Here is a 25,067-nt window from a genome sequence, read left to right as displayed (position 1 = left end):
AGGAGCCCGCGTACCACGCGGGCTCCTGTCTTTTACCGTCTCAATAAAGTTTACATCAGAGAAGGAGCTGCTGCTCCAGCCTCTTGCTTAACCTCAAAGCGCCAGCAGCCGTTCAGGCAACTCGCGTCCTAACCCCAAAACCCCAGCAGCTCCTCCAGTCCTTCCCGCAGCGGCGGCTGCGCTTGACGCGCGGCTCCGGCCAGCTTCTTCGGGCTCCCGAAGATCCGGCTGAGCACCAGCTGGGCTTGATGATCCTCCTTACCTTGCAGCGCTTGGACAAGTGCATCCGCAAGCTCAGGGCGGTCAATCAGCAAATTCTTGACCTGCCTGCCCTCCTCGTTCCCGCCCAGCAGGATCGATACGATCACCGGCATGTGCTCCGCCTGTACACCATGGGCCTGGATAAATGCCTCCGCATAACCGTCCTGCACCATCTGGTGCTCTGTATCCACCAGCTCCATGTAGCGGCATACCAATGGAAAATAAGCTTCGCTGTATAGGCCAAGGCCCATTACGGCGTAGGTTCCCGGCATCACTGACTTCTCGCCCGGTTCCACATCCCCGTACCACGCGAACTCCTCCATCGCGGTGTCCGCATACTCTGCTAGCTTGGGATATAACCCCGGGTAGCTTAGCGCATTGGCAAAGAACTGGTGCAGCTTGGACTTGGCCAGCTTTTTGACGGGCAGTAAATGCTTCTGGCTGCTCTTCAGCTTCAATTGGTAACCCTTAGGGAACCCCTGCCGCAAGAGGCCGGTTATATAATCCAGGGCTTCCCCGTAGGCCTGCTCCTCTTCAGATAGAATCCGGATATCGATCGTCTGTGTCACGTCATTGTTCTTGCCTTCCATCCGCTCACTAGCGTGGATGCTATTGAACTTGCCGCTGCCGGTCTGCAGATAATCTTGGGCCCGCTTGGAGCCCAAACTCACTGCAAGCTCCAGATATTTCTGCCGGGTATCCGGCTCGGTGAGACCAATCTGCAGGGCCGCATACAGGAAGAAATCCAATTCCACAGGGTCTACTCCGGCGGGATCCGGCTCTCCCTTCAATATCCAATCATGCCCATAATCGCCCTCACGCTCAAAATACTGCGGAAGCAAATAATCCTCCGCCCACTGTCTAAAAGCCGAAGCACACTGCCGGTTCCACGCGTCTCTGCGCTTCGGGAAGTTATGCAGCTTGCCCGACAGCTGCCGAAGCAGCGGGTCAATCACCTTCTCGTCCTGACTCATCAATTCCGGATTGATCAAATACCGGGCAAAAAAGAACAGATCATGGTCACCCGGCAGCACGGGCAAGTCGGACATGATTTTGGACTCGATAAAATGCTCCAGCGACTTCCGCAGCTCAGCCAGCTTGGACTCATTCACCAGCCTGCGATGAAGAGTAATAGTTGAATTTTCCCGTTCAAATAAGAACACGACATCCAGCCGGTAGTCGAAAAATTGCGCGCCGAACTCATCCGACCGAAGCAGCTCATCCATTCGCCCGCACAACGCCGGGAACAACTCGTCCGTAAGCTGCTCATTGGTCAACTCCTCGATATAAGGACCCGCCTCAATTTGGTACGAGCTGTCGCTCCAAGAGAAGGGTTCAGACACGTCGATGTGGATGTGCCCCTCTGCCCAGTTGAATTTGCCTTTTCTCCAGGCTACCCGCAGGTAATCCCTTATCCCGGCCTGCAGTCTGCTGCGGTTCTTGACCTGACCCATACTACGGCTCTCCTTGGCGTAAATTGCCATCACTTCGTTCCATACCTCATTCAGAAAAGTCTCTACAGCTTCGCTCAACGGTAACGCCCTCCCACTGGAAAAGGTTAAGACACACTATGAACAGATTCGATATCTCTATGAAAAAAAATCTCACTCGTTGGATGCCACTTCTCAGCCTTAGAGTTAGTACGTTATAAATACTCCCCGAAATAGAACTCCACTCTTTCACGGTTGTACCCATCCTCGCCCCTCCAGGCTGCCATCGATACAAAATCCGTCCCCCGCCCGCGATCCGGGCGATCATCATCCTTAGCTTGCAGCAGTCCGGCGAACCCCCAAATCTCCATCACGGTATCCCGCTCATATGGATTGGACGGCAGTATCTCCTTCCAGCGCTTCTCGAGCTGCCGGGCTGCTTCCCCATCGCCGCAGGCCTCCACGGCCTCAAGCATCCGCTTCAGAATGGCAATGTCCTCCTCGCTAACCTCGAATTCTTCTTCCTTGGCGAGAATTTCAAGGTCCATTAAGCAGTAGATCAAATAGTTAAGCCGAACGCCGCCCCATTTCACACGCTCAAAATTAAGAACATTCCAATCTTCGTCGGTGTATTGCTCGTCCGCCATCAGCTTGTTATCATTGCACACTCCGCAAGCGGAGTAAGACGGCCCTTCGGGCTGCCGCTGCGCATAGGTATGTATAGATAAGTCATGCGTAAGCGCATAGCTGGACAAGGCGCTCCGCCAGTAAACTTTGCGTGTAGATAGACTATGGAGGAAGGCGCGGGCCACCTTTTTCTTCGTAATGCTCATCTCGTGCAGTTCTCTCAGTCTTCGAACGCACTCGTCATGCGATATCGTCACCGGATCGAACATAAGCCCCTTGCTTTTTGCATACTGGAAATCCTCGTCCGAGCAGACGAACTCTCCATCTCTCCAGCGGCCGGAGGTCCAATGTGTGTTGATTAGAATTTTCTTAGCCTTGGAATCCATCATGTATTCCTCCTGCTTATTCAGAGATATTTACTAGGGAAACATGGCTGCACAGCTCCATATCTTTTCATGATACACTGGAAAAGACAGGAAAGGAAAGGTATGAAGCATGGCAATCTATATTGTGAATTTAGTAACAAGGAGAGAGTGAACGATGTGGTTTTTATTTGCCGTACTGACAGCTTTAACTTGGGGAGGTGCAGATTTATTTTATAAAAAAGGCAGTGACAGCCATGACCGGCTCAGTCATATCCGAATCGTCATTATGGTAGGCTTGGTGATGGGGATTCACGCCACCGCTTATATGTTCATTCAAGGATTAAGCTTTAATCCTGTGGACTTGATTCGCTATTTCCCCGTCTCTGCACTGTACATCTTGTCGATGACGATCGGTTATATCGGGCTCAGATATATGGAGCTCTCACTGGCGTCTCCCGTGCAGAATTCTTCAGGAGCCGTTACAGCCATCCTCTTGTTCATATTCTTCACCCACGATCTGAGCCTCATCGAAATAATGGGCGTGGTGATCATTACTTGCGGAGTTATTGGGATCGCCATATTGGAAAAGAGAGCTGAGCACAAAGCGCTCCTGAACAGTTCAGTACATATCGACATCAAATATCAAATTGGATTTATGGCCATCATTTTCCCGATTCTGTACTGCTTGATCGATGGGCTCGGAACCTTTGCCGATGGCATTTATCTGGATGAGCTTCATTTAATCAGTGAGGACGCTGCGCTGATTGCTTATGAATTCACTTTTTTCATATGTGCCGTGTTAGCATTTACATACCTCAAGTTCATTAAGAAACAGCCGTTCAATTTGTTCAAAGAACGTGTGAAGGGTTATGCTGCCATATTAGAGACAACCGGGCAGTTCTTCTATGTGTTCGCCATGTCCAGCAATGCCATTATTGCCGCGCCTCTGATTGCTTCGTACAGCATTTTCTCGGTCCTCCTGTCCCGCATCTTTCTGGGGGAACGACTGAGCAAGCAGCAGTATGCCATGGTGATGATCGTCATGGTTGGCATAGCTCTGCTCGGTATTGCGGACGAACTGTAACACTTTCGCTTAGCTTGAAAATGATTCTAGAACCTAGTATAAGGAGGCTGCAAAAATGCTCCAAGCCGATATGAAGCGAATCTCCTCTCTGCTCCCCTGTCTGTCCCTGATCCCTGAAAAAGATTGGGCGGAGGCCGAGATCCGGACGGTTACTCGGGCTACCCCGCATTTCATACGAGAAGGCCATGTCCTGCAGCATGCTATGTTCATTCTGCAAGGAACTGTCCGTATCTATAAAATCACCCCGCAAGGGAGAGAAGTCACCCTTTACCGTGTGCAGAATGGACAAAGCTGTGTGCTTATGATGGCCAGTATTTTAGGAGAGACCCCTTATGAGGCCTCGGTTTCTATTGAAGTGGACACCGAGGTTCTATTAATACCCATCCCCTTGTTCAGGAAATGGATGGACCTATATCTGCCGCTCAAGCAGCATATTTTCCAGCAGATTATCGAAAGAATTACATCTGTCACTCAGCTTGTAGAGAGTATTGCCTTCCAATCGATCCCGTATCGCATCGCGGAATTCCTGCTGAAGCAGATGGATACTGACAACCAGATGACTCTGCAAATCACCCACGAGCAGCTAGCTGTTGAACTCGGGACAGCCAGAGAGGTGATCAGCCGTTCCCTGAAGGACCTTGCCCGTAACCATATCATTGCAGCCCGCAGAGGCTGTATCCAAGTTCTGGACCGCAATCTATTGCTTGAGCTCATACATACATAACGATTCAATGTGACTTTGTCACGGTTGATGTGCTGGGAGACTGCTAAGCTAAATACAAATTCAATTTAGAGGTGAACTTGTATGAAGAACCCAGGTGATCAACGTACGAATTATTACGACAGCTCCAACCTCAAGAAGGTGCCCGAGCTCATTCGGCTTGCTCCACAGGCTGCTGAGTCCTTCTTCGCATTCGAAAAGGAAGTATATCATGAGCTCCACACCCTTCCCCTTAAGACTAAAGAGCTCATTGCACTCGCCGTTGCACACGTGACAGGCTGTCCTTATTGCATTGATGTCCACACCCAGAAATTCAAATCGCTTGGCGGGACACGGGAAGAAATGTTTGAAGCCGTACTGGTAGCGACCTCGACCCGGGCCGGGGCGGTACTGAGCCACGCCACCCATTCCCTGCTTGCTTTTGAGGAGGAGCATTCGGGCAGTCAGGAAAAAACCGAGGAGCCTCCTAGCCCGGGCACACCGAGCTGTTTTTGTTAGCTTTTCGCAGGGCTGTTTAACCTAAGCTATGCGGCCGTTACGCTCCTCTTGCAGCAAAAGAAAACCCGGCCCCCATCGGCCGGGTTCTCTATTGGGGCAGTTGTTCGAATAACGTCGGATTATTCACTGCCTTGTGTTGTTCTGAACAGCCTTGCTGACATCATAATCGGTCAGATCAATGTCAGGCTGCATGCCCAGCGCTAACTTGGCCATCTGGCTACCGATGAACGGGCCCATTGTTAATCCAGAGGCGCCAAGTCCGTTGACCGCCAAAAGCCCCTCCCAGCCCGGAACCGCTCCAATTACCGGCAGGAAGTCGGCTGTAAATGGACGAAATCCCACTCTTACCTCCTGAAAGGTACTCTCTGCCAGTCCCGGTGCCCAGGCAAGGCATTTGCTGATGATTTCATGCATACCGCCTGGGGTTACCCGCGTATCATAGCCTTCAATATCATTCTCATGCGTAGCTCCCACCACAATCTTCTGCTGCTCAAAGGCAAGCAGATATTGATCCGAAGGTGGCATTACTACCGGCCATTCACCTGTATTCAGCTTCTCGTCTGGGAGCTGCAGATGCATGATCTGGGCCTTTTGATATCTCACCTGAAAATCAACACCCAAAGGCTTCAGCACCTGCCCCGCCCATGCTCCCGCGCACACGATAACCTTCTCAGCCGGGTAGCTGGTTGCCCCGCATATTACGCCCGTTACACGGCCAGCATGATATTCAATCTTAGCGTCCTCATATATTAGCTCAGCTCCATTCCTCACAGCAGCTCGGAGCAAAGCATCACGTAGCGCCCGCCCGTCGACCCGGGCGGCCCCGCTAATGTGAAGGGAAGCGTACCCTTCCACGAGCAGGGGGAACCGCTCGCGGGTTGCATGCTCATCCAACCGGGTAATCTCACCGATCTCCGGTGCGTCTTCCAGGCGCTGATATGCACGTTCTTCCATTTTGCCGATTTTCTCCGGATCCATATGTATGTTAAGAGCACCTACCCTGGCATAGCCGGTCTCCGTCTCCCCTTCTCGTTCAAGCTCTTCAATTAGAGCCGGGTAATAACGGGCACCGGCCTTCGCCAGCTGGTACCAAGCCTGATTCCGCCTCTGGGACAACCATGGGCAGATAATCCCTGCGGCCGCATCCGTAGCCTGCCCTTGTTCCTGCCGGTCGATAATGAGCACATCCGCTCCTAACTTCGCCAGGTGATATGCCGTAGATGCGCCGGCAATTCCGGCACCGATAACAATGACTTTCATGATGATTCATTCCCTTCCGGATCGCTTCCAGTCTTATCATTATAACTAGATCCCCATGAAAAGTGTCTACACCCTCTTGGTATCGGGAAAATCGGCAAAAAAAATTGAAACTTTTACCACATGTGGAAGTCTATATAGATACTACTACTTAGAGGAGGTTCAATTTTTGTGAGGAAATTTTTAGCTTATCTGTCACTAAGCTTGATGTTACTAGCTTCATCAGCATCCGCCGCTTATGCCGCCAGTCCCGCACCCGGTGAAGGAAGGGCACTCAGCGGAATTGTGGACATTGACTTTACGGCTGAGGGAGATGGAACCGGGCTTGCGCTGGACAGGAATGGAACAGTCTGGTATTGGCACGGCAACGAGCCAGCCACACGCGGACCAAGCGTCCCAGGTGCTGTGAAGATAACCCCCAAGCTGCTGCTAAAGCGGGACGGAACTGTATGGGAATGGAAACCAGGCTCCTCTACCAGCTACCAGGTGCAGGGCTTGTCAAGTATTCGCAAGATTTCGAGCAGCAATGCCGGCAGCCTTGCACTGGATAACACCGGCAATCTGTGGGCTTGGGGACAGAGCTGCCAGGTGGCCATCGCGGCGAACTCAAAGCTTGTCCAAGATATGTGCTCTGATTACCGGGCCCGGGATCCGCTGCTGGATCAGCCTATCCTGATTACCCATGACATCGTTGATGCTGATATCAATACAGATCTTGCCTTCGCCCGCAAGAATGGTCTTATTGAGCAGTTTTATTACGGGGATAATGTACATTCTGGGGCGAATAGCTACCGACTTCCAGGTAACCGCAAAGTGGTATCTATATCCGAGAACGCGATGTCTGCAAATCGTGGTGCCGTGTTCGTACTCGCGGGTGATGGAAGCCTTTGGTATGGTTTTAATGGCGGCAATCTGCAGCAGATCGCACACAACTCTGCCTTCCGTTCCATTGATGCAGGGTACGAGTCGCAATTGGACAGTCTCGTGACCGATTCAAAGGGGCAGGTGTGGGCAACTACTTCCTGGAACTCCGACAATACCAGCTCTTCCATTAAGCTAAAGGGACTGAGCCATATCGTGAAAGCTGTGGCCCGTTCGATCAACAGCGGCTTGGCCATGGATAAAAGCGGCAAGGTATGGCAATGGGGCAAAACGAAATTGACTATGAACTTTAGTCCCCTTAACGGATCCCCCAAGGTGCTGCCTGTGCAGCATGAGCTGACTGTCAGCTGGAACGGTGCCAACCTACCGCTCACATCCGCACCTATACTGCGTGACGGATCGCTGCTTGTACCGATGAGGGAGCTATTCGAGGCTTTCGGTGCCAAGGTGGATTACAACAATGGCCAAATCCACGCTTCACGGGGCGAGCGGACCCTTTGGCTGACCGTGTACAGTAAGACGGCAACCATAGATGGAAAGCAATCGTTGATGAGCGCGGCACCAATCTATGTGGATGGTAAGACCTACGTACCGCTGAGATTTCTATCACAAGCTCTCGGAGCTGCTGTGGAGTGGAAGGCGGCTGAGGGCGATGTGTCGATCGTACTGAGTAAAAACTAATGGTGGTGATTGTACAGAGTCCATCACATAGAATTGAATAGATTTTAATTGTTGTTTCAATTCTTTCTGTTATGTTAACGATCTCAGGAACTTATTATAGAACCATTAATCTGTAAGAATATGGGCCATTTCTCTGATCATTCTCTCACTCTCATTATTCTTTGAAAGGTAGAATGCCAAAGAGGAAACGCGTATCATAGACAGAAGAATGATATGATTCACAAGATATTCCGCGGAGTGGCAGCGTGGGTAGAATAGTTCACTTTGAAATTCATGTAGATGACATGGAGCGTGCCAAAAAGTTCTACGGAGGTAGCTGGATTACCGCAAATAAACAGGCACTTTCCTTGAATAGGAGAAGTGCCTGTTTCTAAATTCAGATAATAAATCATCAGTTAAACTGAACAAGCTTATCCATTCTGGGCACCTGCCTCCCTCCTGAAAATTGTAAAGATTGCCTATTTTTTTGAAATGGGATACTATAAAAAAAAAGTCTAAGCAACTTCCTCTTTCAGGTTCGTTCGGCAGTGAGATGCAATCGTTTGCTTAAGTAGCAGCCTGTGACTTCACTCTCAATAGAACCACTTTAATCTAGCGTTCGCTCTAGTTCATCTTATGTCGACTACGTTTACAGATATCGCCGGCGTACGATGCCGCGCTCCACTTCATTTTTCATAGAACTTGTCCAAGCAGCCAACGGCTCTGATCGCGATCGTTGATATGGTAGCGCTCTCTTGTGTCATGAGCCAGATGGACGAGCCCGGCTGCCTTATTCCAGATGATCTTGCATAATTAGATTTATTGACATCGTCCTTCGGAACTTACGTCTCCCCCTCTGTTCAGTCGATCTCGGCTTATATTCAGTTGGGCTGCAGTGCATCGTGATCCCACATCGTATAGCCACCAGAGAATCGACGATTGCTGTTCCGAAGTGACGATGGGCCTCAAGATGAAGCTTAAGTGAGGAGGGGTCACGAACGTTATGTCCGTAGACTCAAAGATACAGAGGGATATCCTATTCGCCCATTGGTTCCGACATGCCGGGGCCGGTCTGGCGGTCGTTTCCAATGAGGGCGCTTTTTTAATGGTTAACGAATCGTTTTGCGGGATGCTCGGTTATGCGGAGCATGACCTGCTGCGGCTATCTTTTCATGAAGTTATGCGATACGGCGAAGAGGCCGCAACCAGCGAGCTGCTTGGGCAAATCAAACAAGACGTTCAGCAGCCGCAGCGCTCGGAGCAGGCGTTCATCCGCAAAGACGGCCGTATGATATGGACGCAGCTGCATATCACTATGGCAGACAGCGTCATGCAGCATTTTCTCGTTGAGATACACGAAATCCCGGAACAGAGACGGCTGGAGCAGCAGTTGCGGGAATATGAAGAACGATTCCATTCGATTTTAGAGAACCATCCCGAACTCGTCCTCTTATACTCTCAATCGAACGGGCTCGTCTATATCAGTCCGGCATGCGAGAAATTAACCGGATATACAGCGGACGAGCTTCTCGCTAATCCTCACGCGATCCAGATGCACAACTACCCTTCAATCCAACAGCAGCTTGAATTGGCATTACGAGGGGAGCAGCTCAGTTTCGAAATGTCTTATCTTCACAAAGACGGGCGTACGCTGTGCGTTAATGTAACGTTTGTTCCGATTACATGCGGCGGCAAGGTCGAATCGTTGTTCTGTATCGTGAAGGACGTTACGGACGATAAGTTAAAAAGCGAACAGCTGGCGCGGGTAGAGAATTTGTATCACCTGATTTCGGAGAACTCTCAAGATATTATTACAATTACCGACAAGTACGGGATTGTCCAGTACACATCGCCTGCGATTACAAGAGTACTCGGGTACAAACCTGAAGAAGTGATTGGTCATTACGGCGGCAATCAATGGGAGCAAAACGAAGTACGGGAATTTGAAAATTCCTCTCCCTTCCAAGACACGCTTGAGGTGCTCGTAACTGCCCCGAACATGCATAAAGACGGTCATATCGTATATATGGAGAACAAAATACGAGCGATCTGCGATGAACAGGGAGAAATCGTCCAATTTCTTGCAATCGCCCGCGATATTACAGAGCGGCTTGCAGCAGAAGAAGGATACCGGCGGATTGTCGAAGACTCTCCGGATATGGTCATCATTACCCGCGGGCAGCAATGGCTGTTTATTAATGAAGCCGGTAGAGCACTGATCGGCTGCAACGATAAGTCTGAGGTCATGCAAAAACCTTTCATCCAATACATCGCCCCGAAGTATCGGGATTTGATCGAAGCGAGGCTGCTTGAGGTGGCCGGCGGCCAAACCGTCGAGTTGATTGAGCATAAGCTGATTCGTGCGGACGGGTCAATCATCAATGTCGAATCGAAATCGATGCCGACCGTTTTTAAAGGAGAAGCTGCCATTTACACGGTCATACGTGATATCACAGAGCGGAAAAAGACGCAGAATCTGCTGATCAACTCGGAGAAGTTGTCCGTTTCGGGCCAGCTTGCTGCCGGGATCGCACATGAAATCCGCAATCCGCTCGCCGCGATCAAAGGATTTTTGCAGCTCATGAAGTCCGGGAAGCCAACCAAGCAGGAGTATCTCGAAATTATTTCGGAAGAAATGAGCCGGATCGAAGATATTTTATCGGAGCTGCTTGTGCTCGCTAAACCGCAAATTTCGAAGCGTATACCGAAGGATATAGGGCAATTGATCCAGCAAACCGTCATTTTACTCAGTACGCAGGCGATCTTGAAAAGCATCGAAGTCAAAGTTTCGATGGACGACGAGTTGCCGCTGCTCGTATGTGACCAGAACCAAATCAAGCAAGTGCTCATCAACTTTATTAAAAATGCGCTCGAAGCGACCGCAAGCGGAGGCATCATTGAAGTCAGCGTCCGCAGATTAGACCCTGATGCAATCGAGATTGTGATTCGCGATACGGGGTGCGGGATCTCGAAGGACCGGCTGGCAAGGCTCGGCGAGCCGTTTTATACCACGAAAGAAAAAGGCACCGGACTCGGGCTTATGGTCAGCCGCCGCATTATCCAAAGCCACGGCGGCACCTTCTCGGTCACCAGCACCGTCAACGTCGGCACATCGGTCACCATCACTTTCCCCACCCAGCATTAGCAGCTGGACGGATTGGAGATGACCTTTCTTTCGCCTCGGGCGGCGAACTGTACTGCCCCTCAATTCAGCAGCTACGCGAAAAAGCCCCTTTTGATTAAAAAGGGGCTTAGCGTAATTAACTCAATCAATTGGATGTTCAGGAACTGGCTGTTCCTGGACTTCTTTGCACTTTAGCTCCTTACGGCCCGAAGCCTGAACCAACCGCTTTGATAGTCCTCCTGCTCGTAGACAAGGGGCAGGCCTAGCTGCATCAGCCGGTCTCCTCCGTGGATGGACGTCTCTCCGTTATGTCCGGGCTGAACCTCATATTCAAGTTCCGGATTAAGTCCGTCAAGACGCAAGCTTCGCTTAGGCGGGTTCGGTACGGCCATCACTTGGAAATAATAGACGATAGCCTCTTGTTGGTCTCCCGAGACGATCATCCAGGCCGTCTCGTTCCCTCCGAACGGACTTTTAAGCCGGTACAAGTCTCCCTTCTGAACCAAGCCGCGGATCTCCTTATAAGCCGAGACTTGGCGCCCCACGATCACCTTCTCCTCATCGGTGAATTTCGTCAGATCCAGCTCATAGCCGAAGTTCCCGGACATGGCGACATCTCCCCGGAACTCAAGCGGAGTCATCCGTCCAACCTGATGGTTCGGCACAGCCGACACATGCGCCCCGATGGCGCTGATTGGATACACCAGGCTCGTGCCGTACTGAATCTTCAGCCGCTCTACTGCATCCGTATTATCGCTTGTCCAGGTCTGCGGCATATAGTGCAGCATGCCGGGATCGAAGCGCCCGCCGCCGCTGGAGCAGCTCTCGAACAGAATATGCGGGAATGCCGTAGTGATGCGCTCCAGCAGTTCATACAATCCGAGAACATAGCGATGGGCCGTCTCGGCTTGGCGCTCCGGCGGCAGAGCCGCGGAACCGATCTCCGTCAGGGCGCGGTTCATGTCCCATTTCACATAGGAGACGGGCACACTCGTAAAAATAGCAGCCAGCGAGTCATAGATGTAATCACGCACTTCCTTACGGGTGTAATCGAGCACCAGCTGCCATCTGGCTTCACTGCGTCTTCTTCCCGGAACATGGAGGCACCAGTCCGGATACTTCCGGTACAGCTCGCTGTCCGGCGAGATCATCTCGGGCTCGAACCAGAGACCGAACTTCAGGCCCTGCTCGTTCACGCGCTGCGCGACATCCGCCAGCCCGCCCGGCAGCTTCCGGCGATCCTCGTACCAATCCCCAAGGGAGGAGTTGTCGGAGTCCCTTTTGCCGAACCAGCCGTCATCCAGAACGAACAGCTCAATCCCAAGTCTCGCGCCCTCTTCCGCGATCGAGACCAGCTTGTCTGCATTAAAATCAAAATAAGTGGCTTCCCAGTTATTGACCAGGATAGGCCGTTCTTCGTCCCGGTATTTTCCCCGGCACAGCCGCGTCCGGTACAAGCGGTGATACGTCCGTGACATGTCCCCGAGTCCCTGACCGGAGTAGACCATGACGGCCTCCGGCGTCTGGAAGCTCTTTCCCGGACTGAGCAGCCAAGCAAAGTCAAAAGAGTTAAGGCCCATACTAAACCGTGTGGAACCGAAAGAGTCCACCTCCGCCCCGGCTTCAAAGCTGCCGCTGTACACGAGGCTGAAGCCATATGCCTCCCCATGGTTCTCAGTTGTCTCCGGAGTAACCAATGCCGCAAAAGGGTTGAATTGATGGCTGCTCATGCCTCTTTTGCTATCGATCCGGGTTTCACCCTGATGGATCGGTCTTCGGACCAGGTTAGCCTCCCGGGCCCATGCTCCGGGCAGATAGATCATCTCCAGATCAGCCTTGCCCGCGAAGTCCACACTGGCACTTAGAGCACGGCGAAGCCGAAGGCTCTTGTCCCCCGCATTACTCAGACGGGCTGAGCGGGTGATCACATTACGATCCGCATAAACCGTATAGCTAAGAACGACCTTCAGGCCTGAATAGGCATCCTGCAGTTCCAGTTCCAGGGTATCCGCCTCGGACTCATCCTCGGTATATACAGCCGGAAGCCCGGATAAGGATGGCTTTCCTTTTATAATCCGGTATCCCTCATATTTCAGCTCCGTAACACGTGTTCCATCCTCAAGCTCCGCTTGATACGCCGGATTGCGGAAGTCTCCGCTCCCGTACTGCGGATATTCCTGGGGCAGCCGATCGAGTCCAGCGTTCGCCGGGGTATGAATCAGCAGATCAGCCATGGAATCCCGGTGTCTTAGCCTGCCTCCCCAATAGATATGCAGAGGATACCCATCCACGATCTGAATCATATAACTCATTCCGGCCGACTGCAGATGGAACAGCCCGGTTTGCTCTTGAACCATTACGCCCATGAATATACATCCTCTCTTAAAATGCTTCTTCCACGACGCTGTATGCTGGCTTAACTCTAGTTCTCTTAATATGGGTTAAAGCTTGATCACCCTTATATATAGCGCTCGTGTTATTAAGAAGAAATATATTATACTTAGCGTATTTAGTACATGGCATGGTACTATCAAAACATGTCAAAGTGCTAGATACTTAACGAACGAGGGGAAGATCCGCAGTGATAGAATATTTGCCGCGCACCAAGCACCACTCCGAGCTGTATCTAACACAGTTTGGTATGGAGGAGTGTATACCCGGACATTTCTTCGGACCGGCCGTGAGGGAGCATTATCTGCTGCATTATATATTAGATGGGGAAGGAACCTTCGAGGTGGGCGGGAAGAGATTTCATCTAGGAAAGGGACAGGGGTTCCTAATATGCCCTCATACCGTTACCTACTATCAAGCTGATGCCGTCAATCCCTGGTCTTATTGCTGGTTTGGCTTTCATGGAGCACGGGCTGAGCCGCTCCTCAAGCAGGCAGGACTGACTCAGACCTCCCCGATTCTCCACTATGAAAAAGACGATATGATCGATCAGTACCTGCAATTGATGATAGAATCGAAGAATTACCTCAAAGCTCAAGCGCAGGAAGCCAGATTGACGGGACTCTTGTACTTAATGTTATCGCTCATTGTGGAATTCGGCCCGGCCGCTCCCCCTAGTGAGAAGGAAAGCCGGGCGGAGATCTACGTTGAGAAGGTGACGGATTTTATCGAAATGAACTATGCTCAGAAAATTACTGTGGAGGATATTGCCCATTTTATAGGACTGAATCGCAGTTATTTGTGCTCGTTATTCAAGCAGCAGATGAATACAAGCATCCAAGAGTATTTGGTTCGCTATAGAATCAACAAGGCTTGCGAAATGATGGGAAATATCGAGCTCTCCATAGGTGATATTTCTCGCTCGGTCGGCTATAGTGATCCTCTTCTCTTCTCCAAAGTGTTCAAGAAGCTGAAGGGGCTCTCCCCTAAGCATTACCGGCTTTATAGGAAGTGACTCTTGCCTTTAGATTGCATGCTGATGCGATGCTGAAATAAAAATTATGATCTAGCATAGCAATCACAGAAATAATTACTTGCATTTTACAAGTTATTGTTATATAACTAAACCAAGAGGTGAGTTACCATGGAAAATGTTCGCGAGCTGTTTCAGACTATGACTCGCCGATTCGGCTTACTGAATAAGAACTGCTGCAGTGCGGGTGGTTGTGATATATCTTTAGTACAAAGCCACATTCTGTATGAGATTGATCGTCAACATGAGCCATCGATCCAGCAGATTGCTGAGGTCTTGGGCACCGATATCACTACCTTCAGCCGGCAGATTCAGTCTTTGATCAAGATGAAGCTAGTCAATAAGTCGCCTAGTTCAGCCGACCGCAGGATTCATATTCTCTCCTTAACAACAGAGGGGAAATTTGTGGCCACGCTGATTGATCAACAGATGAAGGACTATCTGGACGAAATATTCTCCCATATGAACGATTTTGAGAAAGAAACGGTACTTCGCTCCATCAAGCTGCTGAATGATGCTATGGCTAAATCAAAGAATTGCTGTACGTTGCCCTTAGGGTAACTTCTTTTTTGATAAATACTTGCATTTTACAAATAATATTATGGAGGGGCTTTATGGCTGTTGTACTTGATACGCTTGTTATTGGTGGCGGGCAGGCGGGTCTGGCCTCGGGCTATCACTTGCAAAGGAAAGGTCTTAACTATCTAATTCTGGAGGCAAATGATCAAGTTGGCGGTTCCTGGCCTGAATATTACGACAGCCTAAGATTATTCTCTCCAGCGCGGTATTCTACTTTGCCTGGATTGCCCTTCCCTGGACACCCCAGTCGTTATCCACTTAAGGAGGAGGTGATTAAGTATTTACAAGATTATGCGGTCCATTTCAGCTTGCCCATACAGACCCGTGAACGCGTCACAGACATACTTAAGGGGAATTTCTTCACCGTCATAACGGAAGCCGGGACTGAGTACTCGGCCAGAACGATCATAAATGCGGCCGGTTCCTTTCACAGCCCATATCAGCCCGATATACCGGGCCATGAAGCCTTCTTGGGGAACGTCCTCCACTCTTCTAAATATCGTACGCCTAATTCGTTTGCCGGCCAAAGGAATATCGTAGTAGGCCGAGGCAACTCAGCCGTACAGATTGGAATCGAATTAAGCGGCGTAAGCCACACCACTTTAGCTGTTTTGCAACCTGTAAAGCTGATAAAACAAAGACCATGGGGACAAGACTTGCATTTTTGGCTCAGGTTAACCGGTATAGACACCTTTCCTTTCTGGCGACTAGGAAAATCAGCACCTAGATCAAGCTCGGTTATCGACTTGGGCGGGTATAAGGAACATTTGGATTCAGGCAGCCTGAGTCAAAAAGCGAGGTTCAGCTCTTTTTATGAGGACGGAGTGATTTGGGCAGACGGAACTTTAGAACCCGTAAATAACGTCATTTACGCTACAGGTTACCGGCCTAACCTTTCTTATCTATTCGGATTAGGCGCGCTTGACACTCATGGAGCTCCACTACAGCTCGCCGGAGTGAGTACAGCCGTTCCTGGGGTTTATTATGTGGGCCTAGAAGGTCAACGCTCCTTGGCTTCTGCAACATTGAGAGGAGTTGGTCAAGACGCAAAATTTGTAGTCCGTAAACTGCGGCGTTTTTTGCAATAACTAAATCATTTTGAAGGAGAACCTGCTATGTATGAACACGTGTATCTCACCGAATATCACATGAGACAAAGACAAATGGAGTTAACAATCAGCTCGGCTAGCTTGGAGTACCCCGAAATCCCATAATACCCTCCTCTCCCGTTCTTTCGAACGGTTGAAGCGACGTACAGTAACAGAGACCTCACCTTGCTGTGCTGCTTGCTGTTAATCAAGGACTGCCTAACTAATTTACATATTAAGGAGCGATGTAGATGAATAACCTATCAAATGACCAAATCCGCCAAAATGTTCGGAGTAGATATCAGCAAATTGCAGTAAGCGAGGTGCAATCGTCATCATGCGGTACTTCAGACAGCTGCTGTGCTTCGCCAACAGATTTCAACGCGATCTCATCCCGTCTGGGCTATTCCAGTGAAGAGCTGAACATGGTTCCCGAAGGTGCCAACCTGGGCTTAGGCTGCGGTAATCCACAAGCCATTGCTTCTCTTCAGCCTGGAGAGGTGGTGCTGGATCTCGGCAGCGGCGGAGGCTTCGACTGCTTCCTGGCCTCAAGACAAGTGGGCAGCTCGGGTAAGGTCATTGGAGTTGATATGACACCAGAAATGGTCAGCCGGGCACGCAGCAATGCCGCTAAGGGTCATTTCAGCAATACGGACTTCCGTCTGGGAGAAATCGAGCACCTTCCCGTTCCAGATGCTGCGGTAGACGTCATCATCTCTAACTGTGTAATTAACTTGTCCCCCGACAAGCAGCAAGTGTTCCATGAGGCTTTCCGCGTCCTGAAGAAGGGCGGGCGTCTGGCTGTATCCGATATTGTAACCACTACGGAACTCCCGGCTGATATTAAGAATGATATTGAACATCTGTATTCTGGATGTGTGTCTGGCGCTTCCTCGATAGAGGAACTTGGGGCTATGCTAAAGAACAGTGGTTTCACGGACGTGGTCATAGAGCCCAAGGATGAATCGAAGTCTTTTATCAAAGACTGGGTTCCCGGTGCCCATATTGACAACTATATCGTATCCGCAGTGATCAAGGCGACTAAGCCTTAACTGTCCTTACCCCCTCGTATCTTGTCAGAGAAAAGGCCTGCTCTCAAGGAGCAGGCCTAGTTCATTATTTATCAGGGGAAGCTTATTTGCCTTCCACTAGAAACTGTTCAATCCGTCCCTTAATATCGTCACGAACACGGCGGAACTGACTCATAATCTCTTCCTCCGTACCTGTAGCCTTAGCCGGGTCGTCGAATCCCCAGTGCCATTTGGTTACGTCCCGATTAGAAATCACAGGACAGTGCTCATCAGCATGGCCGCACAGCGTAATTACATAGTCTGCACGATTCAGAAGCTCAGGGTCAATTACATTAGACGTATTGCTGCTGATATCTACGCCTGCTTCCTTCATGACTTGTACAGCCCGTGGGTTCAATCCATGGGCTTCAAGGCCCGCACTTTTTACTTCATAACGATCGCTGCCCAGCGTACTCAAGAAACCGTCAGCAATCTGACTGCGGCAGGAATTGCCTGTACATAAAAAATAGATTAACTTTTTATCCATGAGAATAACCTCTTTTCAAGTTATATTTAAGAAATTAACCGCAGCCACAAGTACAGCCCGGTCAGTGCGATGAACAGGGTAGGAATTGTCAGGATGAACCCGATTTTGAGGTAGTATCCCCAGGTGATTTTAACCCCTTTACCCGACAAAACATGGAGCCATAACAAGGTGGCCAGGGAACCGATCGGGGTGATTTTAGGTCCGAGATCTGACCCAATCACGTTGGCGTATACGAGCGCTTCCCGAATTGCACCCTCCGTCTGTGTTCCCTTGATCGCTAAAGCATCGATCATTACCGTTGGCATATTATTCATGATGGAGGATAGGATGGCGGCCAAGTAACCCATCCCGATAGTGGACGCATACAGGCCTTGGCCGGCAATCCACTCAATAAGGGTACCTAGCCGGTCTGTCAACCCCACATTACGCAGGCCGTACACCACAACATACATTCCGATCGAGAAGATGACCACATTCCACGGTGCGCCCTTGATCACCGCCCTGAGTTCAACTGCCGCACTTCTCCTAGCTGCCAAAATAAAGACGATCGCAGCGATCCCGGCAAACACAGATACCGGTACAGCAATGAACTCACTTAAGAAGTAGGCAGCCAAGAGTACGCCCAGGATCACCCAGGAGAGTTTGAACATCCGCATGTCCTTTATGGCTTCATGAGGCTGCCTAAGCTCATCGACAGGGTAGGCTCTAGGGATACTTTTACGAAACACGAGATAGAGCACTAGAATACTTGCCGCGAGCGAGAATAGATTGGGCACAAACATGCGGGCTGTATACTCAATAAACCCAATATTGAAGTAATCTGCCGACACGATGTTGACCAGGTTGCTCACCACGAAAGGCAGCGAGGTCGTATCTGCAATAAATCCGCATGCCATAATGAAAGGCAGGACCATCCGGGTATCGAATTTAAGCACCCGAACCATGGCCAGCACAATGGGTGTCAAAATCAGGGCCGCCCCGTCATTGGCAAATAAGGCGGAGACCAACGCACCCAGAAGAATAACATAAATGAACATTCTTATCCCATTCCCCTTGGCCGCCCGCGCCATATGCAGAGCTGCCCATTCGAAGAATCCGATCTCCTCCAAGATAAGCGAAATAAGAATAATGGCAACAAAAGTGAGCGTCGCATTCCACACAATCCGGGTTACATCCGCTACATCTGTGAAAGTCACTACCCCGCAGATCAGGGCGAGCACAGCCCCGCCAAGCGCTGACCATCCAATGTTAAGCCCTCTCGGCTGCCAAATTACGAACACCAGAGTAATCAAAAATATTAGTACAGCAGCGTAAATCATAGGAACCTCCTGTATGTATCAATTGCAGCAATGATTATCTTCACAGATGGTCTGTTCTTCAACCATCTTCTTCTGGGAAGGCACATGCCTGAGAATCTCATTGACGTAAGGCTTATCTCCGACACTCAGAGAATAGTATACCCACTGGCCTTTCTTTGTCTCTTTCACCAGTCCTCCATCCTTCAACTTCCGCATGTGCTGGCTAATATTAGGCTGACTTGTATTAAGAAAATCAACGATTTCACATACACACAGCTCTTTCTCATTAAGCAGGGCCATAATCGTCAGTCTGGTCCGGTCTCCCAGCAGCTTCAGGATGTCAGCCATTTTGCCAATTTCAATGGTCATTCCATCCCTCCTTTCCCATTGATAACTATATAATGATCTGGTTATATAATCAATTGATTATTTAATGTACCCGTTATTCTGTAGATGTGTTTGAAATTACACATAGTTAAATTACGTCATGTTGTATAATCGCCTTAAATACTAATACAGTTCCAGTCTTATCCAGTCTTAATCTTCAGGAACGAATATAACTGACGGAGGCCCCTATGAGCGCAACTATTCAAAGTCTGGCATACCAGTATCGTAACGACCCTGAATCGGTATATCAAATCTGGTTCTTACATAATGAAGAGCGGTTAAAGGCATTTCGCACCATCAAGACAGGTCTACAAGATGTCATTCAGGCCATTCAATCCCGTACCTTTGGCAATGACTTTAAGGGTTCTGTGTTGGAGACCGTAGTGACCGCAATTTCAGAGCAAAAACAAATCTTTTACGGAGCCGCCCATGCTTTTTACTGGAAACCCAAGCTGCGGATCCCCGATATTTATGAGAACGACGAGAATCAGCTGGCCTTCGGCCGTTTCCTGCAAGCTTGTCTTCATTCGCAGCAAGAAGACCAGGTCCTCGAAGAAATTATTAAGTTGGACCGGCTTCAAATTAAGGGCCTTGGCCCCGCAGCAGCCAATATCCTATATTTTCTGCATCCGACCCTCTTTCCCCCTTTTAACACCGCCATCGTTAATGGCTTTAATCTCCTGTTCAATCAGAAGATCAAGCTTGGCTCTTGGATGGCCTATCTGGACATGCGGGAGAAGATGATCGAAGTGAATAACGAGAATCGTTCCCTATTCTCCAAAGACTTAGGCGCCATTGCCGGCCTTCTCTTCGAAGTGGGTTCAGGACGTTATGTGGTGGAGGAAAATGCGGAGAAAGTGCTGCAGGATATCATAACCAGCCAGAATAAAAGCAACTTGAAACGGCACAAGGAAATTGAAGAGGACTCTGCAGAAAGCAGCGAACATACCGAAATGCAGGCTGAACTAGCCCGGCTGGGTACCTCACTTGGTTATCAGGTCTGGATTGCCCAGAACGACCATACACGGGAGTGGAAGGGGAAAAAGCTTGGGGAATATTCCGTCCCTCATCTCCGATTACCCGAAATTCCCCAGCCAACCGCTCAGACTATCGCACTGATCGATGTTCTTTGGCTGGATTCGTCCGGTAATATTGTAAGCGCCTTTGAAGTCGAGAAGAGTACATCCATTTATTCGGGTATACTTCGTCTTCATGACCTTTCGCTGTCCGTTACCCACCCTAATAAAATCTGTTTTTATCTTGTCGCTCCAAACAAGCGGGAAAAGGAAATTCGTGCCCAATTGCTTCGGCCTGCCTTTAAACAAGGAACGAATCTTGCAATCTCCTATATCCTTTTCTCCGAGCTCCGCTGCCATTGTGATGCCATGTGCAAATTTGGTTCGGGACTTGATGTCTTGGATAAAATCGCGAAGTCCGTCTAGACCCTGCCAGCTGAACCTCTGAACTTAATACCCATATGGACATTACCTCACATTAGGGTTGAAAAATGCCAACCTCTATGATCGCCAGGTTGGCTTCAACTCTTCAATCAGCCTCTAGAGAACGCCTAGAATGCCTCCGGCTTCTGTCTCTTTAAAGAGACCAACACCATCCCGATACTGATCGCAAATAGGATCATGGCTATAAATTGGGACGTGGATAACACGCCCACATTGCCGCGTATGATATCCCCTCTGTAGAATTCAAGCACAAATCTGCCTGCACTGTACAAAAGCAGATACAACGCCGCGACCTGCCCGTGAACCTTTTTCACTCTGGAGAAAAGCACCAATGCGAAGAAGAGCAGGAAATCCAGCCCGCTTGAAATCAATTGAGTTGGAATCAAGGGAACACCGCCTGGGGCAAATGAGTTTTCCGGGAATACGACCCCGAACCAACCGGATGTCTCCCGGCCATAACAGCAGCCCGCCAAAAAACATCCAATTCGCCCGAATCCCTGTGCAAGCGCCACCGAGGGAATGATCAGATCGAAGTACTGCATGAAAGGAAGCTTGGCCTTGCGGCAGTACAAATATCCCGCCAGGATGCCCCCGATAATACCTCCATATACGACGAAGCCATCGGTGAAGTTCAGCAATATTGCCGGGTCTTTGGCGATGCTGCTTAGTTGAGTCATCCAATACAATATCTTGGCTCCTGCTATTCCGCCGACCAGGCACCAGATGACCAGCGATGCGATATGATCGCCTTCCAGATGCTGGCGCTTGGCGCGATAGACGGCAACTGAATATGCCGCGGCGATCCCCAGTGCAATCATCAAGCCGTAACCGTGAATCGTGAGCGGCCCGATCGTGAACAGGTCATTATGCATACGCTCTCTCCTTTTCTATGATATATCATCACGCAAAAAGCCCCTTAACAGGGCGGTTCTCTGTCTGTATTCTGGAGGATAAATGTTCGTTGTGTCAATCATTATTTACTAAATATGGTATAAGTTAATTCACTGGCCGAGCCTACTTTTACACAATGAAATTAGACTAAACAACCGTTCCCCGGCTGATTACCGAGAAACGGTTGCTGCTTGTACGTGTGTTGTTAATTAATATTCCTGCATAGTCCGATTCAATTCGTCCGCCAGCTGCGCGACCTTCATGTCGGCTTCGCCGATCTCTTTCAAGGTGAGCGTGAAGCTGCTCATTTCCTTGTTGCTTCTTTCATTTTGCTCTTTGCTGGCAAGGCTTGCGGATAGGATCGCGTCAAAGCTCTTTGCCGTCTCCTGCACATTTTGATTAGCGAACTCGGTTTTGGAGTGGATCTCATTGATTTGTCCGACTACATTTTCAATTTGCTGGGTAGTTGATAGAACCAGCTCGGCAATATGGCTGGAGTAAAGACTCGTCTGCTCGGCTAATTTCCTGACCTCAGAGGCTACAACGGAGAATCCCCGGCCATGCTCTCCGGCTCTTGCCGCCTCGATCGCCGCATTCAAAGCCAGGAGATTAGTCTGTCCTGCAATCGAGGTAATCACAGCCATGATATCCCCGATTTCCCGTGAATTCTTCTCCAGCGAACCTATGCTGGTGCTGATGTGGCTGACGCTCTCATTCAAAGAGAACATTTGGTCAATGACTTTACCTAGCTGCTCTCTTCCGGTCTCAGACACTTCCGAGGTCATTATGGAGGACTGCAGGCCTTCGCTTAGGTCAGCCATAATCATCTCCGAACGAACTACCGTATCCGTTACAGAAGCCCCCACTTCTTCTGACATCGCCGCCAATTCCTCAGTAATCTCACCGATCGATGACTTAACGCTTTGCTTCGCTTGAATTTCCTTGGCCGCAATAGCTTCGTTTTGCAACTCCTGCAGAGAGGATAGGCTCAGCTGATGTTCCAGATTGAAGACTTTTCCGGTCACCTTGGAGGCAAGAACATAGCTTCCATAGTCGCCCTTATACACCTCAGACAGGACATCCAATACGTTGTCGGCAATCGCCTGGAGCGCACAAAGGTACCATCTTACCTCAACCCCAGACTTTAAATAAAACTTACTCAGTCCGTACCTGATTTCGGCATACCTGTCATCGATAACTCCACCGAACAGGCTGGCTAAATGCTGATGACCGCCCTTTAGGTCGATACCTATAGCCGCCATATCAACCACTTTCTTGATGCCCTGAAAAGGAAGGTTGTAGACAGGAGTGTATATTTTATCTATATTCTGTACAATATGCGGCTGGATCGCCTTGGCGATTGCCAGATCCTCTAGCGTGAGACCGATGATCTCCAGCTGCTGCTTCAAGTTGCGATCTCTTTGAATATCTATTTTCACCTGCGCTTGAAGCCCCTGTGCTTCCTCCTTAATGGAGACTGCCTTCTTTGGCGAAGCTTCCTTATCTTTCTTTGCGAATAGTTTCATGATGTCTTACACCTCGGTTACAGAATTTTCGAGCCATATGTATATATAGTATATATCGGTATTTTCGGACATTTATAAATAGCCGAAGACCAAGGATGGCCTGCGGCTTAGAGGACGAATATGAGAGTACCACTGTAGAAGGTTTTATTGAACTAAAATAGTAACTACAAGGTCAATCGGAGTCTATTTTATTGGATCGAATCCTTATACTTGTCAATATACAGAGTTCCGTCTAATTGGAGCTCTGCGTAGAACACTTGATCTATAGAATGAATGCCCGCCTTCTTTAATTGTTGGCCCAGCCAGACAACGGAGACATCCATTTTCGCAAGATTCTTCTCTACGATTGTGCCATCAACGATAAGCTCAGTTGGGATTTTGTGAACGGGAGTAGTAGCTGCATGGATATCTTTTTTTGTTGCAGGCAGTAGTTCTTCTTTCTTCAACACGCTGAGCCTACCGTCAGGTTCCAGGATTGCAAATTCAACTTCTTCCGGTGAGAAGACATCCTTGTTCCGAAGCAGCATGCTCAAGTCGTCGATGTTGAGATGCTGCTTAGCCAATGCCCCTTCCAGAATTTGTCCTTGTTTGACGAGAATCGTAGGCTGGCCATCGAGGAACTCACGCGATCTGACTGAGCGCAATCCGATCCATGCAAGGATGAACGCCATGAGCGACCATAAGACCAAGCTGGATATTCCCTGCAGCAGCGTGATTTCTCTGTTGACGATAATCTCGGCAGTAGTGGAGCCAAAGGTGATCCCTGTAACATAGTTGAAAAACGTTAGATGGCCGACCTGTTTTTTACCAAGCAGACGCGTCAAGACAAGCAGAGCAATGAAAGACATTGCCGTACGAAATAGTATTTCCCCATACGTCATGTACCGAACTCCTTGTATAACAGATGGATTTATATTGGCCTTTGTTTCCATTGCTTATACTTTGTTTTTGTGTGTGAAGGGAAGGAGCTGCACGAACAAGATTCGGCAGTCATGATGGTGGACAAAATTAGCATAGCGGCTCTCGTCTTATTTTTGAAAGAAATAGGAATTATTGCTTAAAGCCATTCGGATTCCTGGACAACTTCCCTGTTTGAGTTAATCGCCTTTTAACAAATCAAATTTATACTGAATGTAGCACAACAAATCATCTCTTTTTCGAAGAAAGGAATCCACCGCATGGGTATCCATACGTATTTTCAATCCTTAACTGATTTAGAGAGAATCATTCGCTGCCCGGGTAAATTCAAATTTCAGGAGCATAGCGTTTCGGCTCATTCTTGGAAGGTCATCCAATACGCGAAGACGTTAGCCGATATTGAAGAAAGCAACGGAGTCACCGTGAATTGGAAAAAGCTATATGAAATTACAAGCAGTCATGATTACGGCGAAATCTTTATAGGGGATATTAAAACGCCCGTTAAGCACTCTTCGCTAGAACTCCGAGCCATGCTGCAAAAAGTAGAAGAAGGTATGGTCGAACACTTCATCGAAGAGCATATTCCTGAGGAACTCAAGATCATCTTCCGCAGACAACTGCGCGAAGGCAAAGATGATTCGGTGGAAGGAAGAATATTAGAAGTCGCCGATAAAATGGATCAAATCTACGAAGCCTTCGCAGAACTGCAGCGCGGGAATACGGAAAAAGAATTTATCGTCATGTACCGAAATGCCCTAATCAAAATAAAACAAATCAAGCTTCATTGCGTGGAGTATTTTCTCCGAAATATCTTGCCCGACTTAGTCAGCGAAGGCTCTAGATCTCCAATCGATATCGAAAAGATTACGAATGAAGCGTTAGCTTCCTAGCCCCGTTCCCCTAATGTCGAATGAATGTCCGCTTGATTACCAAGATTCAAGATGAACGTTCCGCGCTAGCGGGGCATCTTGTTATTACGTCAAAAGCTGGGGTTCGCCCCCTCCTAAAGCCTCATAGATACAAAAAAGAC

Annotated in this window: 21 protein-coding genes and 1 pseudogene; 12 read left to right on the top strand and 10 right to left on the bottom strand. The window is 49.2% G+C overall.

What is annotated here, in order from left to right; translation table 11 throughout:
* Positions 1-128: 128 nt before the first annotated feature.
* Together ACEN86_RS01495 and ACEN86_RS01490 are read right to left on the bottom strand one after the other, a co-directional pair.
* Positions 129-1,793 carry a DUF6138 family protein gene (locus ACEN86_RS01495; protein WP_495632621.1) on the bottom strand — a complete coding sequence of 555 codons (1,665 nt, stop codon included), beginning with the start codon at positions 1,791-1,793 and terminating at the stop codon, positions 129-131.
* Positions 1,794-1,906: 113 nt separating this feature from the next.
* Complete coding sequence (locus ACEN86_RS01490; protein ID WP_495634185.1) at positions 1,907-2,704, bottom strand: hypothetical protein; 798 nt, start codon at positions 2,702-2,704, stop codon at positions 1,907-1,909.
* Positions 2,705-2,858: 154 nt separating this feature from the next.
* On the opposite strand from ACEN86_RS01490, the gene ACEN86_RS01485 reads away from it, so the two are divergent.
* The 3 genes from ACEN86_RS01485 (at position 2,859) to ACEN86_RS01475 (ending at position 4,986) form a co-directional block, all read left to right on the top strand.
* On the top strand, positions 2,859-3,767 hold the full coding sequence (locus ACEN86_RS01485; protein ID WP_495632620.1) for an EamA family transporter: 909 nt from the start codon (positions 2,859-2,861) through the stop codon (positions 3,765-3,767).
* Positions 3,768-3,822: 55 nt separating this feature from the next.
* The gene (locus tag ACEN86_RS01480; RefSeq protein WP_495632619.1) at positions 3,823-4,491 is read left to right on the top strand and encodes a Crp/Fnr family transcriptional regulator; all 669 of its coding nucleotides are present in this window, start codon (positions 3,823-3,825) and stop codon (positions 4,489-4,491) included.
* An 81-nt stretch (positions 4,492-4,572) separates the two neighbouring features.
* Positions 4,573-4,986, top strand: a complete 414-nt coding sequence (locus ACEN86_RS01475) for a carboxymuconolactone decarboxylase family protein (RefSeq protein ID WP_495632618.1) — start codon at positions 4,573-4,575, stop codon at positions 4,984-4,986.
* Positions 4,987-5,109: 123 nt separating this feature from the next.
* On the opposite strand, the gene ACEN86_RS01470 is transcribed toward ACEN86_RS01475, so the two are convergent.
* Positions 5,110-6,249: an NAD(P)/FAD-dependent oxidoreductase gene (locus ACEN86_RS01470; RefSeq protein WP_495634184.1), complete on the bottom strand. Its 1,140-nt coding sequence runs from the start codon at positions 6,247-6,249 to the stop codon at positions 5,110-5,112.
* Positions 6,250-6,414: 165 nt separating this feature from the next.
* Here ACEN86_RS01470 and ACEN86_RS01465 point away from each other — a divergent pair, with 165 nt between their 5' ends.
* The 3 genes and pseudogenes from ACEN86_RS01465 (at position 6,415) to ACEN86_RS01455 (ending at position 10,930) form a co-directional block, all read left to right on the top strand.
* The gene (locus ACEN86_RS01465) at positions 6,415-7,806 is read left to right on the top strand and encodes a stalk domain-containing protein (RefSeq protein WP_495632617.1); all 1,392 of its coding nucleotides are present in this window, start codon (positions 6,415-6,417) and stop codon (positions 7,804-7,806) included.
* Positions 7,807-8,051: 245 nt separating this feature from the next.
* Positions 8,052-8,117 (top strand): annotated as a pseudogene (locus ACEN86_RS01460) (VOC family protein); the annotation flags it as partial.
* Positions 8,118-8,788: 671 nt separating this feature from the next.
* Positions 8,789-10,930 carry a PAS domain-containing protein gene (locus ACEN86_RS01455; protein WP_495632616.1) on the top strand — a complete coding sequence of 714 codons (2,142 nt, stop codon included), beginning with the start codon at positions 8,789-8,791 and terminating at the stop codon, positions 10,928-10,930.
* Between the two features lie 170 nt (positions 10,931-11,100).
* Here the strand turns inward: ACEN86_RS01455 and ACEN86_RS01450 are convergent, their stop codons facing one another.
* Positions 11,101-13,275, bottom strand: a complete 2,175-nt coding sequence (locus ACEN86_RS01450) for an alpha-galactosidase (RefSeq protein ID WP_495632615.1) — start codon at positions 13,273-13,275, stop codon at positions 11,101-11,103.
* A gap of 215 nt (positions 13,276-13,490) precedes the next feature.
* On the opposite strand from ACEN86_RS01450, the gene ACEN86_RS01445 reads away from it, so the two are divergent.
* The 4 genes from ACEN86_RS01445 to ACEN86_RS01430 all read left to right on the top strand — a co-directional run bounded on the left by ACEN86_RS01445 (position 13,491) and on the right by ACEN86_RS01430 (position 17,052).
* Positions 13,491-14,315, top strand: a complete 825-nt coding sequence (locus ACEN86_RS01445; RefSeq protein ID WP_495632614.1) for an AraC family transcriptional regulator — start codon at positions 13,491-13,493, stop codon at positions 14,313-14,315.
* 129 nt (positions 14,316-14,444) lie between these two features.
* On the top strand, positions 14,445-14,894 hold the full coding sequence (locus tag ACEN86_RS01440; RefSeq protein WP_495632613.1) for a MarR family winged helix-turn-helix transcriptional regulator: 450 nt from the start codon (positions 14,445-14,447) through the stop codon (positions 14,892-14,894).
* Between the two features lie 53 nt (positions 14,895-14,947).
* Positions 14,948-16,000, top strand: coding sequence for a flavin-containing monooxygenase (locus ACEN86_RS01435; RefSeq protein WP_495632612.1), 1,053 nt, complete (start codon positions 14,948-14,950; stop codon positions 15,998-16,000).
* A gap of 251 nt (positions 16,001-16,251) precedes the next feature.
* Entirely contained in the window at positions 16,252-17,052 is an 801-nt protein-coding gene (locus ACEN86_RS01430) for an arsenite methyltransferase (RefSeq protein WP_495632611.1), read from the top strand.
* Positions 17,053-17,134: 82 nt separating this feature from the next.
* Here ACEN86_RS01430 and arsC read toward each other — a convergent pair whose 3' ends face one another.
* The 3 genes from arsC to ACEN86_RS01415 are packed head-to-tail and all read right to left on the bottom strand — an operon-like array spanning position 17,135 to position 19,224.
* Positions 17,135-17,557 (bottom strand): arsenate reductase (thioredoxin), encoded by a 423-nt coding sequence (gene arsC / locus ACEN86_RS01425; RefSeq protein ID WP_495632610.1) that lies wholly within the window; start codon positions 17,555-17,557, stop codon positions 17,135-17,137.
* A gap of 26 nt (positions 17,558-17,583) precedes the next feature.
* The gene (locus ACEN86_RS01420; RefSeq protein ID WP_495632609.1) at positions 17,584-18,876 is read right to left on the bottom strand and encodes an arsenic transporter; all 1,293 of its coding nucleotides are present in this window, start codon (positions 18,874-18,876) and stop codon (positions 17,584-17,586) included.
* 18 nt (positions 18,877-18,894) lie between these two features.
* Positions 18,895-19,224: an ArsR/SmtB family transcription factor gene (locus tag ACEN86_RS01415; protein WP_495632608.1), complete on the bottom strand. Its 330-nt coding sequence runs from the start codon at positions 19,222-19,224 to the stop codon at positions 18,895-18,897.
* 206 nt (positions 19,225-19,430) lie between these two features.
* On the opposite strand from ACEN86_RS01415, the gene ACEN86_RS01410 reads away from it, so the two are divergent.
* Positions 19,431-20,684: a type II restriction enzyme NmeDI-related protein gene (locus ACEN86_RS01410; protein WP_495632607.1), complete on the top strand. Its 1,254-nt coding sequence runs from the start codon at positions 19,431-19,433 to the stop codon at positions 20,682-20,684.
* Positions 20,685-20,809: 125 nt separating this feature from the next.
* Here ACEN86_RS01410 and ACEN86_RS01405 read toward each other — a convergent pair whose 3' ends face one another.
* The 3 genes from ACEN86_RS01405 to ACEN86_RS01395 form a co-directional block, all read right to left on the bottom strand.
* Positions 20,810-21,574: a prolipoprotein diacylglyceryl transferase gene (locus tag ACEN86_RS01405; RefSeq protein WP_495632606.1), complete on the bottom strand. Its 765-nt coding sequence runs from the start codon at positions 21,572-21,574 to the stop codon at positions 20,810-20,812.
* Positions 21,575-21,802: 228 nt separating this feature from the next.
* Positions 21,803-23,119, bottom strand: a complete 1,317-nt coding sequence (locus ACEN86_RS01400) for a methyl-accepting chemotaxis protein (RefSeq protein ID WP_495632605.1) — start codon at positions 23,117-23,119, stop codon at positions 21,803-21,805.
* A gap of 188 nt (positions 23,120-23,307) precedes the next feature.
* Positions 23,308-24,000, bottom strand: coding sequence for a YetF domain-containing protein (locus ACEN86_RS01395; protein WP_495632604.1), 693 nt, complete (start codon positions 23,998-24,000; stop codon positions 23,308-23,310).
* A gap of 297 nt (positions 24,001-24,297) precedes the next feature.
* Between ACEN86_RS01395 and ACEN86_RS01390 the strand changes: the two genes are divergently transcribed.
* Positions 24,298-24,927: a YfbR-like 5'-deoxynucleotidase gene (locus tag ACEN86_RS01390; protein ID WP_495632603.1), complete on the top strand. Its 630-nt coding sequence runs from the start codon at positions 24,298-24,300 to the stop codon at positions 24,925-24,927.
* Positions 24,928-25,067 lie beyond the last annotated feature (140 nt).

The organism is Paenibacillus sp. Paensp111 (assembly GCF_059492195.1).
The sequence above is the reverse complement of the archived record's forward strand: the minus strand, read 5'-3'. Positions and strand labels throughout refer to the sequence as shown.